The 13,621-nt window shown below is 73.6% G+C and carries 16 protein-coding genes and 1 tRNA gene; 10 read left to right on the top strand and 7 right to left on the bottom strand.

Translation table 11 applies throughout. The features are described from left to right. Positions 1-35 precede the first annotated feature (35 nt). Complete coding sequence (locus ACTWM8_RS06535) at positions 36-680, bottom strand: zf-HC2 domain-containing protein (RefSeq protein ID WP_088963654.1); 645 nt, start codon at positions 678-680, stop codon at positions 36-38. A 108-nt stretch (positions 681-788) separates the two neighbouring features. On the opposite strand from ACTWM8_RS06535, the gene ACTWM8_RS06530 reads away from it, so the two are divergent. The 4 genes from ACTWM8_RS06530 to ACTWM8_RS06515 are packed head-to-tail and all read left to right on the top strand — an operon-like array spanning position 789 to position 3,737. After that, positions 789-1,376 (top strand): sigma-70 family RNA polymerase sigma factor, encoded by a 588-nt coding sequence (locus tag ACTWM8_RS06530; protein WP_446213025.1) that lies wholly within the window; start codon positions 789-791, stop codon positions 1,374-1,376. Positions 1,377-1,409: 33 nt separating this feature from the next. Continuing rightward, positions 1,410-1,934, top strand: a complete 525-nt coding sequence (locus tag ACTWM8_RS06525) for a MauE/DoxX family redox-associated membrane protein (RefSeq protein ID WP_446213024.1) — start codon at positions 1,410-1,412, stop codon at positions 1,932-1,934. Further along, positions 1,927-2,643: a DsbA family protein gene (locus ACTWM8_RS06520; protein WP_446213023.1), complete on the top strand. Its 717-nt coding sequence runs from the start codon at positions 1,927-1,929 to the stop codon at positions 2,641-2,643. The genes ACTWM8_RS06525 and ACTWM8_RS06520 overlap by 8 nt, the downstream gene beginning before the upstream one ends. Next, a complete protein-coding gene (locus tag ACTWM8_RS06515) occupies positions 2,640-3,737 on the top strand; it encodes a hypothetical protein (protein WP_446213022.1) in 1,098 nt (365 codons plus the stop codon). The genes ACTWM8_RS06520 and ACTWM8_RS06515 overlap by 4 nt, the downstream gene beginning before the upstream one ends. Before the next feature lie 76 nt (positions 3,738-3,813). On the opposite strand, the gene ACTWM8_RS06510 is transcribed toward ACTWM8_RS06515, so the two are convergent. The 4 genes from ACTWM8_RS06510 to ACTWM8_RS06495 are packed head-to-tail and all read right to left on the bottom strand — an operon-like array spanning position 3,814 to position 6,480. Beyond that, on the bottom strand, positions 3,814-4,584 hold the full coding sequence (locus ACTWM8_RS06510) for an energy-coupling factor ABC transporter ATP-binding protein (protein WP_446213021.1): 771 nt from the start codon (positions 4,582-4,584) through the stop codon (positions 3,814-3,816). After that, complete coding sequence (gene cbiQ / locus ACTWM8_RS06505; protein ID WP_446213020.1) at positions 4,581-5,351, bottom strand: cobalt ECF transporter T component CbiQ; 771 nt, start codon at positions 5,349-5,351, stop codon at positions 4,581-4,583. Before cbiQ ends, ACTWM8_RS06510 begins: the two co-directional genes overlap by 4 nt. Before the next feature lie 14 nt (positions 5,352-5,365). Beyond that, positions 5,366-5,767 carry a PDGLE domain-containing protein gene (locus ACTWM8_RS06500; protein ID WP_446213019.1) on the bottom strand — a complete coding sequence of 134 codons (402 nt, stop codon included), beginning with the start codon at positions 5,765-5,767 and terminating at the stop codon, positions 5,366-5,368. After that, positions 5,764-6,480 (bottom strand): energy-coupling factor ABC transporter permease, encoded by a 717-nt coding sequence (locus ACTWM8_RS06495; protein WP_446213018.1) that lies wholly within the window; start codon positions 6,478-6,480, stop codon positions 5,764-5,766. Before ACTWM8_RS06495 ends, ACTWM8_RS06500 begins: the two co-directional genes overlap by 4 nt. Before the next feature lie 123 nt (positions 6,481-6,603). Between ACTWM8_RS06495 and bcp the strand changes: the two genes are divergently transcribed. The 4 genes from bcp (at position 6,604) to ACTWM8_RS06475 (ending at position 8,684) form a co-directional block, all read left to right on the top strand. Further along, the gene (bcp, locus tag ACTWM8_RS06490) at positions 6,604-7,080 is read left to right on the top strand and encodes a thioredoxin-dependent thiol peroxidase (protein ID WP_179803413.1); all 477 of its coding nucleotides are present in this window, start codon (positions 6,604-6,606) and stop codon (positions 7,078-7,080) included. Positions 7,081-7,111: 31 nt separating this feature from the next. Further along, positions 7,112-8,017, top strand: a complete 906-nt coding sequence (locus tag ACTWM8_RS06485) for a hypothetical protein (protein WP_446213017.1) — start codon at positions 7,112-7,114, stop codon at positions 8,015-8,017. Then, positions 8,003-8,088, top strand: a tRNA-Leu gene (locus tag ACTWM8_RS06480). Before ACTWM8_RS06485 ends, ACTWM8_RS06480 begins: the two co-directional genes overlap by 15 nt. Positions 8,089-8,153: 65 nt before the next feature. Further along, complete coding sequence (locus ACTWM8_RS06475; RefSeq protein ID WP_446213016.1) at positions 8,154-8,684, top strand: N-acetyltransferase family protein; 531 nt, start codon at positions 8,154-8,156, stop codon at positions 8,682-8,684. Between the two features lie 3 nt (positions 8,685-8,687). Here ACTWM8_RS06475 and ACTWM8_RS06470 read toward each other — a convergent pair whose 3' ends face one another. Together ACTWM8_RS06470 and ACTWM8_RS06465 are read right to left on the bottom strand one after the other, a co-directional pair. Beyond that, on the bottom strand, positions 8,688-9,647 hold the full coding sequence (locus tag ACTWM8_RS06470) for an expansin EXLX1 family cellulose-binding protein (protein WP_446213015.1): 960 nt from the start codon (positions 9,645-9,647) through the stop codon (positions 8,688-8,690). Between the two features lie 83 nt (positions 9,648-9,730). Beyond that, complete coding sequence (locus ACTWM8_RS06465; protein ID WP_446213014.1) at positions 9,731-10,564, bottom strand: class I SAM-dependent methyltransferase; 834 nt, start codon at positions 10,562-10,564, stop codon at positions 9,731-9,733. A gap of 127 nt (positions 10,565-10,691) precedes the next feature. Here ACTWM8_RS06465 and ACTWM8_RS06460 point away from each other — a divergent pair, with 127 nt between their 5' ends. Together ACTWM8_RS06460 and ACTWM8_RS06455 are read left to right on the top strand one after the other, a co-directional pair. Continuing rightward, the gene (locus ACTWM8_RS06460) at positions 10,692-11,768 is read left to right on the top strand and encodes an LCP family protein (protein ID WP_446213013.1); all 1,077 of its coding nucleotides are present in this window, start codon (positions 10,692-10,694) and stop codon (positions 11,766-11,768) included. 181 nt (positions 11,769-11,949) lie between these two features. Then, on the top strand, positions 11,950-13,434 hold the full coding sequence (locus tag ACTWM8_RS06455) for a sugar transferase (RefSeq protein WP_446213012.1): 1,485 nt from the start codon (positions 11,950-11,952) through the stop codon (positions 13,432-13,434). The last annotated feature ends 187 nt before the right edge of the window (positions 13,435-13,621 follow it).

The raw sequence follows: 13,621 nt of genomic DNA, 5'->3' as shown, positions 1-13,621 counted from the left end.
CCGGGCGGCGGCCGGCGGCCCCGGAACGGTCGGCCTCACCCGCGCCCCGCCACGACCGCGCGCGACCAGGGCCGGTCGGCCTCGCCGCTGACCCGGCCGAGCGCCCACAGCAGGCCGGCCTGCACCACGGCGGCCAGGTGGCCGACCTCGTGCACGAGGGCGGTGGTGGAGTTGGCGATGTCGACCACGCTGGTGCCGGCCAGGCAGAGCGCCAGCACCAGCGCCACCGGCAGGAACGCCCGGGCCCGCTCCGGTCGCCACGCGGCCAGCGCGAAACCCACCGCGAGGGCCACGTCGAAGGAGGCCATCTCCCGGCTGGTGTGCGGATCGGCGGCCACGCCGAGCCCGGCCAGCAGGATCGGCAGCGCGATGGCGAGCTGGGCCACCGCGGCCACCGCCACCGCGACCCGCAGCACCTGACGACGGGCGGCCCGGACGGCCGCCGGCGAACGCGCGGCCAGCACCGGGTCGGCGGCGACCGCCGCCAGCACCCGGGCGGTCAGGTCCGGCACCTGCACCGAGCGGACCCGGGTGAGCCGGGTCACCTGCTCGGCCCGGGCCAGCCACGACCGGCAGTCGGGGCAGGACGCGGTGTGCGCGTCCAGCGCCGCCGCCGGTGCCTGCGGGTCCTCGCCGTCCAGCCGCGCCGACAGCGCCACGCGTACGTCGTCGCACTTCATGAGGAGGTAGTCGGGTGGTGGGGCGGGAAAGTTCCCGACGTGGGCCGGGCCATAGAAAGGGCCGAACGGCCCTGCTCGCCCCGGGTACGCCGCGTAACCTCGGGTGACGTGATCCCCGCCCCGCGCGACACCACCGCCGGCCGCCCCGACGCGGCACCCGGCGCTGCGCGCGACACGGCGACGCACTGGGCGCTGAGCGCCCGCGACGGTGATCCCCTCGCCCAGGCCGCCTTCGTCCGGGCCACCCAGGCCGAGGTGTGGCGGTTCACCGCCGCGCTGGTCGACCCGGACACCGCCGACGACCTCACCCAGGAGACCTACCTGCGGGCGTTCCGGGCGCTGGCCGGCTTCGAGGGGCGCGCCAGCGCGCGTACCTGGCTGCTCGGCATCGCCCGGCGAGCCTGCGCCGACCACCTGCGCATCGTCGTCCGGCGGCGCCGGCTCGACGAGCGGCTCGCCGCCGACGCCCACACCGGCCGCCCGTACCCGGACCCGGCCGGGCACCTCGGCGCCGCCGACCTGGTCCGCCGGCTGCCGACCGAGCGCCGCGAGGCGTTCGTGCTGACCCAGCTGCTCGGCCTCTCGTACGCCGAGGCGGCCGCCGTGGCCGGGGTGCCCGTCGGCACCATCCGCTCCCGGGTGGCCCGCGCCCGGCACGACCTGGTCGACGCCGTCGGCGATGCGCTGGCCGGCTGACCGGTGGAACCAATCGGCCGGACGCGACGACCAATGATCGTGACCGCACCTCGCACCCGGGCCGCCCGCTGGCCCGCCGTCCGCCCCTGGATCGGGCTGGCCGCCCGGCTCGGCCTGGCCACCGTCTGGCTCGTCGCCGGCGCCGCCAAGGTCGGTGACCTCGCCGCCTCCGGGCGCGCGGTCAACGCCTACCAGCTGCTGCCGTACGACGTGGCCACGGTGGTCGGCGCGGCGCTGCCCTTCGTGGAGCTGGCGCTCGGCGCGATCCTGCTGGTCGGCCTGGCCACCCGGCTCGCCGCCGGCGTCTCCGCCGCGCTGCTGGTGGTCTTCATCACCGGCATCGTCTCGGCCTGGAGCCGCGGGCTGGCCATCGACTGCGGCTGCTTCGGCAGCGGCGGTCAGCTCGCCGCCGGGCAGGCCCCGAGCTACCTCCCGGAGATCCTCCGGGACCTGGGATTCCTGGCGCTGGCCGGGTTCCTGCTGATCTGGCCCCGCACCCCCGTCTCGGTGGACGGCTGGCTGACGGGCGAACCCGCCGTGGAGGACGACGATGAGTAGTCGCAAGGGGCAGCGGGACGCCGCCCGGGTGGTCCGCGAGCAACTGGCCCGGGAAAGCCGGCGCAGGCGCACGCTCTGGGCGTCCGTCGCCGCGGTCGTCGTACTGGTGATCGCCGGCCTGATCGGCTGGAGCGTCTGGTCCAGCCAGCGCGCCGACGAGTTCACCGCGCCGCGCGGCGCCAGCGACGCCGGCACCGGCATCGTGATCGGCGGCGGCCCGGTCACCATCGACCTCTACGAGGACTACCTCTGCCCGGCCTGCAAGCAGTTCCAGCAGGTCAGCGGCGCCACCATCGACCAGCTGGTCAAGGACGGCAAGGCCCGGGTGATCTTCCACCCGGTGGCCTACCTGAACCGCTTCTCCACCACGGAATACTCCACCCGCTCGTCGGCCGCCTCCGGCTGCGCCGCCCAGGGCGGCAAGTTCAAGGAGTTCACCGACGCGCTCTTCGCGCGGCAGCCGCCGGAGGGCAGCGCCGGGCTCAGCAACGACGAGCTGATCGACATCGGCGCGGGCGTCGGCCTGAACCGGGACGAGTTCGGCTCCTGCGTGAAGGACGGGACGTACAAGCCGTGGACCGAGAAGGTGACCGACGACGCCAGCAGGTCCGGCGTCACCAGCACGCCGACCATCAAGGTCAACGGCAGGGAGGTCGCCGACCGCAGCCCGGCCGGGATCACCGCGGCCGTGGAGGCGGCCGGCAAGTGATCCTCGCCCTGCTCCGCCGGGCCGGCCTGGTCGCCACGGCCGCGCTGCTCAGCCTGCTCGCCCTCGCCACGCCGGCCGCCGCGCACGGCGCGGACGCGCCCGACGGCACCGACTACCGCACCGAGGCGACCGGCCTCACCCCGGCCCGGCCCGGGCTGACGGTACGGGCCGTCGAGGCGGGCGCCCGGCTGGAGCTGGTCAACCGCACCGGCCGGGACGTCGAGGTGATCGGCTACTCGGGTGAGCCGTACCTGCGGGTGGGGCCGGGTGGCGCGTACGAGAACAGCCGCTCCCCGGCGACGTACCTGAACCGGACGCTGGCCGGCGACACCGCGCTGCCGCCCGAGGCGGACCCGGCCGCGCCGCCGCAGTGGCGGCGGATCGCCGACGAGCCGAGGGTGCGCTGGCACGACCAGCGGACCCAGTGGCGGGAATCCGGGCCGCCGGCCCAGGCCGTCGCCGACCCGAACCGGACGCACCGGGTACGCGACTGGGCCGTGCCGGTCCGCGACGGCGCGGAGCAGGTGGAGATCCAGGGCACCCTGGACTGGGTGCCGCCGCCGGACCCGTACCCCTGGTGGGTGGCCGCCACGCTCGGCTTCCTGGCCGTCGCGGCGGCGGGGCTGCTGCCGGCCGGCTCGGTCGCCGGGGACCGCGCGCTGCGCGCGGTCGGGGCGCTGCTGGCGCTCGGCGGCGCGGCGGCGGTGGTCCTGGTGGTCGGGCGGGAGCTGGACGCCGGCGCGGAGGGCGTCGGCGGGGTGCTGGGCGGGCTGCTCAGCGGGCAGATCTGGCCACTGCTCACCGGGCTCGGGGCGATCGCCGCGGGCGGCTACGCGCTGGCCCGCCGGCCGGCCGCGGCCGACTTCGCGCTGGCGCTCTCCGGTGCCTGCCTGGCGCTCTTCGCCGGCGTCGCCAACCTCGGCGTCCTGTCCCGCGCGGTCGCCCCCGTCCCCTGGCCGGGCCAGTACGCCCGGCTGCTGCTCGTGGCGGTCCTGGTCGGCGGGGCCGGCGCGGTCGGCGCGGGGATCCTCCGCCTGCACGCCGCCTCCCGCACCGCCCCGACGGCGACGGCCCACACCGAAGTCCCCGCCTGACCCGCCCCCGTCCTTCCGGTCCCTGCCCTCGCCCGGCCTGGTCCGGTCCGCCGGTCGGAATCGGGGCGGGGGGGCGTCAGGGGCGGGGCAGGGAGTGCGGGGTGAAGCCGTAGGGCAGTTCGAGGCGGTGCCGGGCCAGGAGGTCGGCGTCGCCGAGGATCTCCGGGGTGGGGGCGTCGGCGACGATGCGGCCCGCGTCCAGGATGAACGCGCGCTCGCAGAGCTCCGCCGCGTACGGCAGGTCGTGGGTCACCATCAGCAGGGTCACCGGCAGGCCGCGCAGGATCTCGGCCAGCTCCCGCCGGGCGGCCGGGTCGAGGTTGGACGAGGGCTCGTCGAGCACCAGGATCTCCGGGCGCATGGCCAGCACAGTGGCCACCGCCACCCGACGCCGCTGGCCGAAGGAGAGGTGGTGCGGGGCCCGGTCGCGGTGCTCGCTCATCTTCACCGCCGCCAGCGCCTCGTCCACCCGCTCGGCCAGCTCCGCCCCGCGCAGCCCCAGGTTCGCCGGGCCGAACGCCACGTCCTCGGCCACCGTGGGCAGGAAGAGCTGGTCGTCCGGGTCCTGGAAGACGATGCCCACCCGGCGCCGGACCTCGGCCAGCTCGGCCCGGTCCCGGCTGACCGTGAGCCCGCCGACGCTGACCGTCCCCTCGGTCGGGGTGAGGATGCCGTTGAGGTGCAGCACCAGGGTGGTCTTGCCGGCGCCGTTCGGGCCGAGCAGCGCCACCCGCTCGCCGCGCGGCACCCTCAGGTCCACCCCGGCCAGGGCGAGGTGACCGTCCGGGTACGCGTACCGGACGCCGCGGACGTCCAGGGAGACAGCGGTCTGCACGTACCCGATCATGTCAGGACGACGGCGGTGGCGGCGATGAAGACGGCCGCCAGCGGCACGGTCGCCGCGGCCAGCCACTGCCCGGCGCTCGCCGCGCCCGCGCCCTGCCAGACCGCCGGCATCCGCCCGGAGTAGCCCCGCGACACCATCGCCAGGTAGACCCGCTCGCCGCGCTCGAAGGCGCGCAGGAACAGCGCCCCCACCCCGGCGGCGTAGCCGCGCAGCTGCCACAGGAAGCGCGGGTCGTCACCCCGGGACACCCGGGCCACCCGCATCCGGCGGGCCTCGCCGACCAGCACGTCCAGGTAGCGCAGCATGAACGTGGCGATCTGGGTGAGGATCTGCGGGCAGCGCAGCCGGTCCAGGCCGAGGATCAGGTCACGGGTCGTCGTGGTCCCGGCCAGCAGGAGCGACGCGAGTACGCCCAGGGTGCCCTTGGCGAGGATGTTCCAGCCGCCGTAGAGGCCGTCGACGGAGAGGCTGAGCCCGACGAGCTGCACCCGCTCCCCCGCGCCCAGGAACGGCAGCACGAAGGCGAACAGCACGAACGGCAGCTCGACCGTGGCGCGCAGCAGCAGCCAGCGCAGCCCGACCCGGGCCAGCACGGCGACCCCGGTGACCAGCAGGGCGTACCCGCCGAAGGCCCAGAACGCCTCGCGCGGGGTGGCCACCACGGCGAGCGTGAAGAGCACCATCGCCGCGATCTTGACCTCGGGGGCCAGCCGGTGCACCGGTGACGCCGCGTCCCGGTAGAGCACGTGCGCGTGTCCCGCGCCCATCCGCGTACCCCTGCTCAGCCGGCGGTGCCGGCCGGCTGCCGGTCCTCGCGCGGGGCGTCGTCGGCGTCGTCGGGGCGGGCCGGGCCGCGCCGACGCAGCAGCCAGAAGACGCCACCGCCGATAGCGAAGGTGAGCAGCACGCCGAGCACCCCGGACAGGCCGGTGGAGAGGAAACCGTTGTCCACTCCCCGGATGCCGTAGTCGGCCAGCGGGCTGTCGGCCAACTCGTGGTCCTTCGCCTGCTGGGCCGGGCAGGAGCCACCGGTGATCTCGCCGTCGGCGTCGACCGTGCAGCCCTTGAGCAGGGACGAGTCCAGCCCGTCCGGGTGCGCCGAGGCGTAGTTGCTGACCACGCCGGCGAGCAGCAGCGCCACCAGCAGGCCGACGGCCACGAAACCCCAGGAACGCTTCCTCACCGGACACCTCCGACGGCCGGGACGGGCGCCGGCGTCGCCGGCTTCAGGGCGCGCAGCGCGTACACCAGATCGGGCCGGACCTTGGCGACGGTGACCACGGTGGTCGCGGTGATCAGGCCCTCGCCGATGCCGATCAGCAGGTGGACGCCGGCCATCGTGCCGGCCAGGCCGGTGATGTTGCCGCCCAGGTCGGTGGTGCCGCCCAGCCAGTACTGGAGGACGAAGCCCTGGGCCGCCACCACCACGCTGAGCAGCGCGGAGACGAACGCGGTCACCCCGAGCCCGGCCGGCGTGCGGGGCAGCACCCGCAGCAGCCCGGCGATCAGCAGGTACGCCGCGGCGGTGCCGAGGATCGCCATGTTGGTGATGTTCAGGCCGAGCATCGCGACGCCACCGTCACCGAAGACCAGCGCCTGCACGACCAGCACCACCGCCACGCAGAGCGCGCCCACCCAGGGGCCGACCAGCAGCGCGGCGAGCGCGCCACCGAGCAGGTGGCCGCTCACCCCGGCGGTGAAGATCGGGAAGTTGAGCATCTGCACGGCGAAGATGAAGGCGGCGACCAGGCCGGCCATCGGGGCCAGCCGGTCGTCCAGGTCGCGCCGGCCGCGCAGCACGCAGAAGGTCAGCGCGGCGAGCGCTACAGCCGCGAAGATCCCCGCCACGGGACCGTTGATGATCCCGTTCGAGATGTGCATCGCCAGGGTGTCCACACCGCGCAGCCTATTTGGCAGACCATGTTGTTGCCAACACTTGGCAACAAGCCATGGTCTTGATCACGACGCGGCCGGCGCGGGTCGCCCGACGCCGTCCCGGACGGCGGTAAGGTCGCTGCCATGACCGCGCCCGACCGCCTCAACCCCGGCGACCCCGCTCCCGACTTCACCCTGCCGACCGACACCGGCGAGACGCTCTCCCTGGCCGACCTGCGCGGCCGCCGGGTCATCCTGTACGCCTACCCGGCCGCGATGACCCCCGGCTGCACCAAGCAGGCCTGCGACTTCCGCGACTCGCTCGCCTCGCTCCAGGCCGCCGGCTACGAGGTCGTCGGCATCTCGCCGGACAAGCCGGAGAAGCTGGCGAAGTTCCGCGAGCGGGACGCCATCACCTTCCCGCTGGTCGGCGACGCCGACAAGGCGGTGCTCACCGCGTACGGCGCGTACGGCGAGAAGCAGATGTACGGCCGGACGGTGACCGGGGTGATCCGCTCCACGTTCGTCATCGACCCGGACGGGAAGATCGAGCGGGCGCTCTACAACGTCAAGGCCACCGGGCACGTGGCGAAGCTGCGGCGGGACCTCGGCCTCGACTGAGGCTGTCACACCCGGCCGCTACGGTCCGTGCGTGGTCCGATACCGGTACACGCCCGAGGCGCTCGCCGAGGCGGCCGCCGCCGCGCACTCCATCGCCGGGGTGATGCGGCTGCTCGGCGTCCGCATCAGCGGTGGGTCGCACGCGCACATCAGCCGCCAGTTGAAGCGGTTCGGCGTCGACACGTCGCACTTCACGGGCAACGCACACAACAAGGGTCGCCGGGGCGAACGGCGGACCACCTCCTCGCAACTGCTGGTGCGCTTGCCGCAGGGTGCCCGCCGCACACCTGGCAGCCGGTTGAAGTGGGCGCTACGGGACATCGGCGTCCCCGAGGAGTGCGAGGAGTGCGCTATCGGGCCGACGTGGCGGGGTCGCCCGCTGATCCTGCACGTCGACCACATCGACGGCGACTTCCTCGACAACCGCCCGCCGAATCTGCGGCTGCTCTGCCCGAACTGCCACAGTCAGACAGCCACCTACGCCGGCCGGAATCGGGGCCCCGCACCGCCGCCCACCGGCGTTCCGGCGAGGCCACCCCGGCTGTCGGCACCACTCGCGCCGGACGCCGTGGCGGATCTGATCAGACAGGTGGAAGCCGGCGTCCTCCGCCCGATCGACGCGGCGAGAAGCATCGGCTGTCACCGCAACCACCTCCCGCGCCTTCGCCGACGACTCGCCACCACCGGCACGGTCACTCCCACACCCCGACAGGCTTCCGGACCAGCACCACGGTCCACTCACCACGAGACGGTCGTGCGGTACGCCCTCGCGAACCCCGCACTCGGCCCGCGAAAGCTGGCCGATCTCATCCGGGAGTCGTCCGGCGGCGAATGCGTGGTCAGCCATGGCACGGTGTCGAACATCCTCCGGCGAGCGGGACTGCACACCGTTTCGGCGCGACGCTCTAGACTCAGCGGGTCGGCGGGAGTGGCGTAACGGCAGCCGCGCGGGCCTTAGGAGCCCGTGTCCGAGAGGACGTGGGGGTTCGAATCCCCTCTCCCGCACCAGGCGGCACTGTCAGGCGCGTCACCATTGCGGGCTCACGCCGCGCCTGTTCGTCAGGATTGCCGGCGTGAGTCTGCGCTTCGTCCTCGACCCCGATCTCACCCCTGACCTGCGCGAGCGGATCGTCGACCTCTGGGTCGACGTCACCAACGCCGGCGGCGCGGTCGGCTTCGTCGCCCCGGTCAGCGCCGCCGAGGTCCGTCCGGTCGCCGAGCGGACCCTCGGCGACATCACCGACGGGCCGGACCGGCTACTCGTCGGGTACGAGGGCGATCGCCTCGTCGCGGTGCTGATCTTCGCGGACAACCGGTTCCACCTGAAGACGCACTGGGGCATCCTCAAGCGGGTGATGGTCCACCCGGACACCCAGGGCCGGGGCTACGGCCTCGACCTGATGCGGGAGGCGGCGCGCCGTGCCCCGGAGCTGGGCTGGCGGGCGCTGCACGTGACGGTGCGGGGCGGGCTCGGCCTGGAGAAGTTCTACGCCCGGCTCGGCTACCGGGAGATCGGGCGGCTGCCGGGCGCGCTGCGGGTGGCGCCGGGCGACGACCGCGACGAGATCCTCATGTGGCGGGACCTGGACGAGCCGGCGGGCTGACGGTCAGCCGCCGCAACCGGCCGCACGGGTGGGGTGCACCGGCGCCACCGCCGCGTCGAGCACGGCCGGCGGAGAGGCGGCCGCCGCGAGGGCGGGAGACGCCGACACCGACGGGGATGCCGAGGTCGACCGGCTGGGGCGCGCCGACGGCGACCGCGTTGGCGTGGTGGCCCTGGCGGGAGCGGCACCGCCGTACATCCTGACCGTGCTGCGCTGCACCTGGCCCGGCGCCATCCGAATGCCGGTGGCGGTGGCGCGGTGGCCGTACACGTCGGTGACCCGGATGGCGTACGGCCCGGGGCCGGCGCCGGATTCGATCAGCCAGTAGTTGTAGTCCTGCCGCGCGGCGTCGCGCCAGGCGCCGGAGCTGCCCTGCCGCACCTCGACCGAGCGCAGCGGGTTGCCGTGCTGGCCGACGAGCACGGCGAACCACCACTGCGAGGCGCCCTCCTTGATCCGGAAGGTCAGCGGGCCGGGCAGCGGCGGGTCGACCACCGCGTGGTAGCTGATCCCGACGATGCCCTGGACCGGGTCGGCGATCTCGGCGAACGCCTCCCGGGACAGGTCGAGGTGGCCGGGTTCGCACTCCGGGCACTGGTCCATGACCAGCACCCGGACGGTTCCGCGCGGGCCGGTGACGTCGAGGAAGCCGCCGCAGGCGGCGCCGGCCGCGTACTCGGACGGGCCGAGGGCGACGTAGCGGCGGTTGGCCGGCGCGGACGGGTAGGAGCAGTTGCCGCCCGCGCCTTTCGAGTCGTAGAAGGTCGCTTTTCCCTTGTGGACGGTGCCTCCGGCGGGCGGCGCGGCGAACGCCCGGGGTGCGGCGCAGGCGGGTGCGGCGCCGGAGCGCAGGGCGAGGCTGAGCCCCAGCACGGTGGCGAGCGCCGCCACACCGCCGGCGGCCAGCCAACGGGTACGGGCGGGGCGGGGGGCGGGGTCGCTGGGAGCGCTGCCGTCGGTCACGCCGGTCGATGTTGCCGGACCGGTACGCCGGGCGACAAGCCGGCTAAGCGAAAGCTAAGCCACGCACCTCACCAGACGAGCTTTCACCAGGCCACGCCGATGCCGTCGCCGGGGTACCAGTGGTCGCGCGGGGTCTCCCGGTAGGCGAGGAAGCGCCGGCCGGTGCGTTCGGCGTGAGCGGCGAGCACGTCGGTGTGGGTGACGTTGTCGGTGAGCAGCATCGCGCCGGGGGCGAGCTTCGGCTCGACCGCCTCGAACTCGCGCTTCTCGTGGGCCCGGCTGTGGTCGCTGTCGTGCAGGAACAGGTCGACGGGCCGGTCCAGCGCGGCGATGGAGGCGATGGAGTCGCCGATGACCAGATCGACCACGTCGGACCAGGGTGCGGTGCGGGCGAGGTAGCCGGCCTCGGGGTTGATGTCCAGCGAGGTGAGCCGCCCGGGGTGCCCGTCGGCGGCGTTGCGCAGCAGGGCGGCGGCGAGCACGCAGCTGCCCAGCCCCTTGTCGACGCCGGTCTCGACGACGTGGCCGGGTCGGGTGGCGCGGACGATGGCGTACCAGCCGACGCGCCGGGCGTACCGGACCTGCTTGTCGGCCAGGCCACGGCGGGCGGCGCCGGCGGTGGCCCGCTCGATGTGGCCGCGCAGCGTGTCGTCGGACTCGATTTCCTCGACGTACGCGCGGACCTGCTTGACGGGGGTGTCGCAGACGACGCTGACGAACCAGGTCAGGTGCTGGCGGCTCAGCTTGGTCAGCTCGTAGGTGTAGTTGTGGTGCTCGCGGGAGGTGAACAGCCAGCGGGCGGAGGTGCGGATGACCCTGGCGTCGTGCCGGGCGACGCGGCCGAGCCGCTTCGGGAAGGCGGCGACCGGCGCGAGGCGGGTGCGGGCGATGGCCCGGCGAAGCGTCGTTGCGTCCACGCCGAGGTTGTACCAGGTGAAGGTGAAGAGTGGCGAAGAAAGTTTTGGATTCACCGTCCGGGTGGCCGGGGCTGACCGTCCGGACGAGGGTCCCCGGAGGCAAGGGCGAATCAGTAGCATCGCGACCATGTCAGATCGCCAGCAGCTCGCCGACTCCGAACCGCGCCTCCCCGCGTCCGAAGAGGATGTCGACGCTACGGGCCAGCCGTCCGCTCCGGCTCCGCGTCGCCGTCGCGGCCGGCGTATCGCCCTGATCGTGCTGCTGGTGCTGGCGCTGCTGGCCGGCGGGGGTGTCCTGGCGGGCGGGTTGTACTACCGCTCGGTCAACTCCTCCATCGACCGGGTCGACGCGTTCACCGGGGTGCCCGAGGAGTCCCGGCCGCAGGTGGTCGCCAAGGGCGCGATGAACATCATGATCCTGGGCAGCGACTCGCGCGACCCGGAGAACACCGGGGGTTCCCGGAGCGACACCATCATCCTGGCCCACCTGCCGAAGGACCGGTCGAGCGCCCAGCTCATCTCGATCCCGCGGGACACCTGGACGCACGTCCCACGCTCGGACCAGGGCCGGGGCGGCCGCGACGCCAAGATCAACGCAGCCTACGCGTGGGGCGGTGTGCCGCTCATGGTGCAGACGGTGGAGAAGTTCACCGGGGTCCGCATCGACCACGTGGCGATGGTCGACTTCGCCGGCTTCAAGGAGATCGTCGACGCCCTGGGCGGGATCGAGATCGACGTGGAGCAGGCTTTCACCTCGACCCACTCGCTCAACCCGGGCGGCAAGCGCGAGTTCGTCGCGGGTCGGCAGACGATGGACGGGGCGGCCGCGCTGGACTACGCCCGCGAGCGCTACGCGTTCGCCAACGGCGACTTCACCCGGATCAAGCACCAGCAGCAGGTCATCAAGGCGATCCTCGACAAGGCGGCCTCGGGTGGGACGCTGAGCAGCCCCACCAAGCTGAACTCGTTCGTGAAGGCCACGGCCAACTCCGTCGCGGTCGACAAGTCGATGTCGCTGGTGGACCTGGCGATGGAGATGCGCCACCTGCGCAGCGGCAACCTCGGGTTCTACACCTGCCCGGTGAAGGGAACCGGCCAGGTGGGCAGCGAGAGCGTGGTGTTCCCGGACAACACGAGGACCAAGCAGATGTTCGACGCGGTCCGCCGGGACTCGGTCTCCGAGATCGTGGCCGCCGGAAAGTAGGAGACAGCTCCGCCTTGCCAGTCCTGGTGGCGGATGTGGCCCCGCTCGTATCCTGCGGGCGCCCGGGGCCCGTGTCACGCGTGCCGTGGGCTGTCACGGGGGAGGATCGACCATGTCAGGGCAATCTGCCACAAGAGATCCGGCTGCGACCAGGCCGGGCCACGACGACACGTCGTGGCGGGTGACCGGACCACCGCCCGGGCAGGCCGGCGGCGAGGGGATGCGCCCGGTCGCCCCCACCGCCCGGAATGCCGCGGAGCCCGCGGTCACCGCCCCGCCGCGGGCCGGGCTGGACACCACGGCGGTGCTGCCGTACGCCAGTTCCCGGGCCTCCAAGCGCACCCGCTGGCTGCGGGCCTGGATGCTGACGGTCCCGGTCGACGTCGCCGCACTGCTCACCCCGCTGCTGCTGAGCCAGAACTACTGGCGCGGGACGCTGGCCAACGGCGTGCTCACGGTGACCGTCTTCGCCTTCGGCGGGCTCTACCGGGCCCGCCGCCACCTGAGCATCCTGGACGAGCTGCCGAGCCTCTGCGGGCGCCTGCTCGCCTGTGGCGCGGCGGTGGCCATCATCGCGGCCGAACGCCACGACTCGGTGCCGTACGTCAGCGGCTTCATGCACGACGTCGCGCTGTCGGCCGGGCTGGTCATCATCGGCCGGGCGCTCACCCGGAAGCTGACCATCGTCGCGCGCCGGCGGCGTTGGCTGGAGCACAACGCCATCATCGTCGGTGGTGGGCCGATCGGGCTGGAACTGGCCCGGCTGCTGCGCCGCTACCCCCAGTACGGCCTGCGCTTCGTCGGCTGTGTCGACGCTCCGTCGCGGCAGCAGGTCGGGGGCATTCCGCTGATAGGCACGCTCGACGAGCTCGAGGCGCTCATTCCGTTGCTGGACTGCGACGTCCTGGTCATCGCCGACCCGGACTGTCCGGAGGCGTCCCTGATGGACTCGCTGCTCCGCCCGGCGAGCGCGGCCTGCAACCTCTGGGCGGTCCCCCGGCTGTGGGGGTCCGGCTCCCAGGGCGGCTACCCCGACCACGTCGGTGCGATCCCGATCGTCCAGATCGGTGACACGACCCTGTCCGGTCCGCGGTGGGCCATCAAGCGCGCCTCCGACGTGGTCCTCGCCACCGCGGCGCTGGTCGTGTTGAGTCCGCTGCTGCTGCTCTGCGCGATCGCGACGTTTCTCGAGGGCGGGCGGGGGATCTTCTTTTACCAGGAGCGGATCGGCCGGTACGGCAGGCCGTTCAAGGTGGTCAAGTTCCGGTCCATGCGACCGGTCGACGAGCACGAGTCGCAGACCAACTGGTCCATCGCGCACGACCGGCGGGTCGGTCCGGTCGGACGGTTCATGCGTCGGACGTCGCTGGACGAGCTGCCCCAGCTCTGGAACATCGTGCGCGGGGAGATGAGCGTGGTGGGGCCGCGGCCGGAGCGGCCGTACTTCGTGCAGAAGTTCTCCGCCGAGTACCCCAACTACGCGATGCGTCACCGGGCACCCGTCGGGCTCACCGGTCTCGCACAGGTCAGCGGCCTTCGAGGAGACACGCCGATCTCCGATCGGACGAGGTTCGACAACTACTTCATCGAGAACTGGTCGCTCTGGCTCGACATCAAGATCCTGCTGCGCACGGTGGCGGAGGTGTTCCGCGGTGGTGGTCGTTGACCCCCACCGCCGATTTCCCGGCCGCAGGCCGGGAGGTCGCGGCCTACGGACGGGAGGACGTGAGTTGGCTCGCCGGCTCTGGCGGCACCGCTGGCCAACCCATATCCTGCGTTCGCCCGCCGGCTCGACGTCCGTCGCCAGGGCTGTCACGGGGAGGACGCACCATGTCACGCCAGCCGGCGCTACG

The sequence above is a fragment of the Micromonospora sp. IBSANI012 genome, from assembly GCF_052814045.1.
This window is presented reverse-complemented; position numbering and strand designations above follow the sequence as displayed.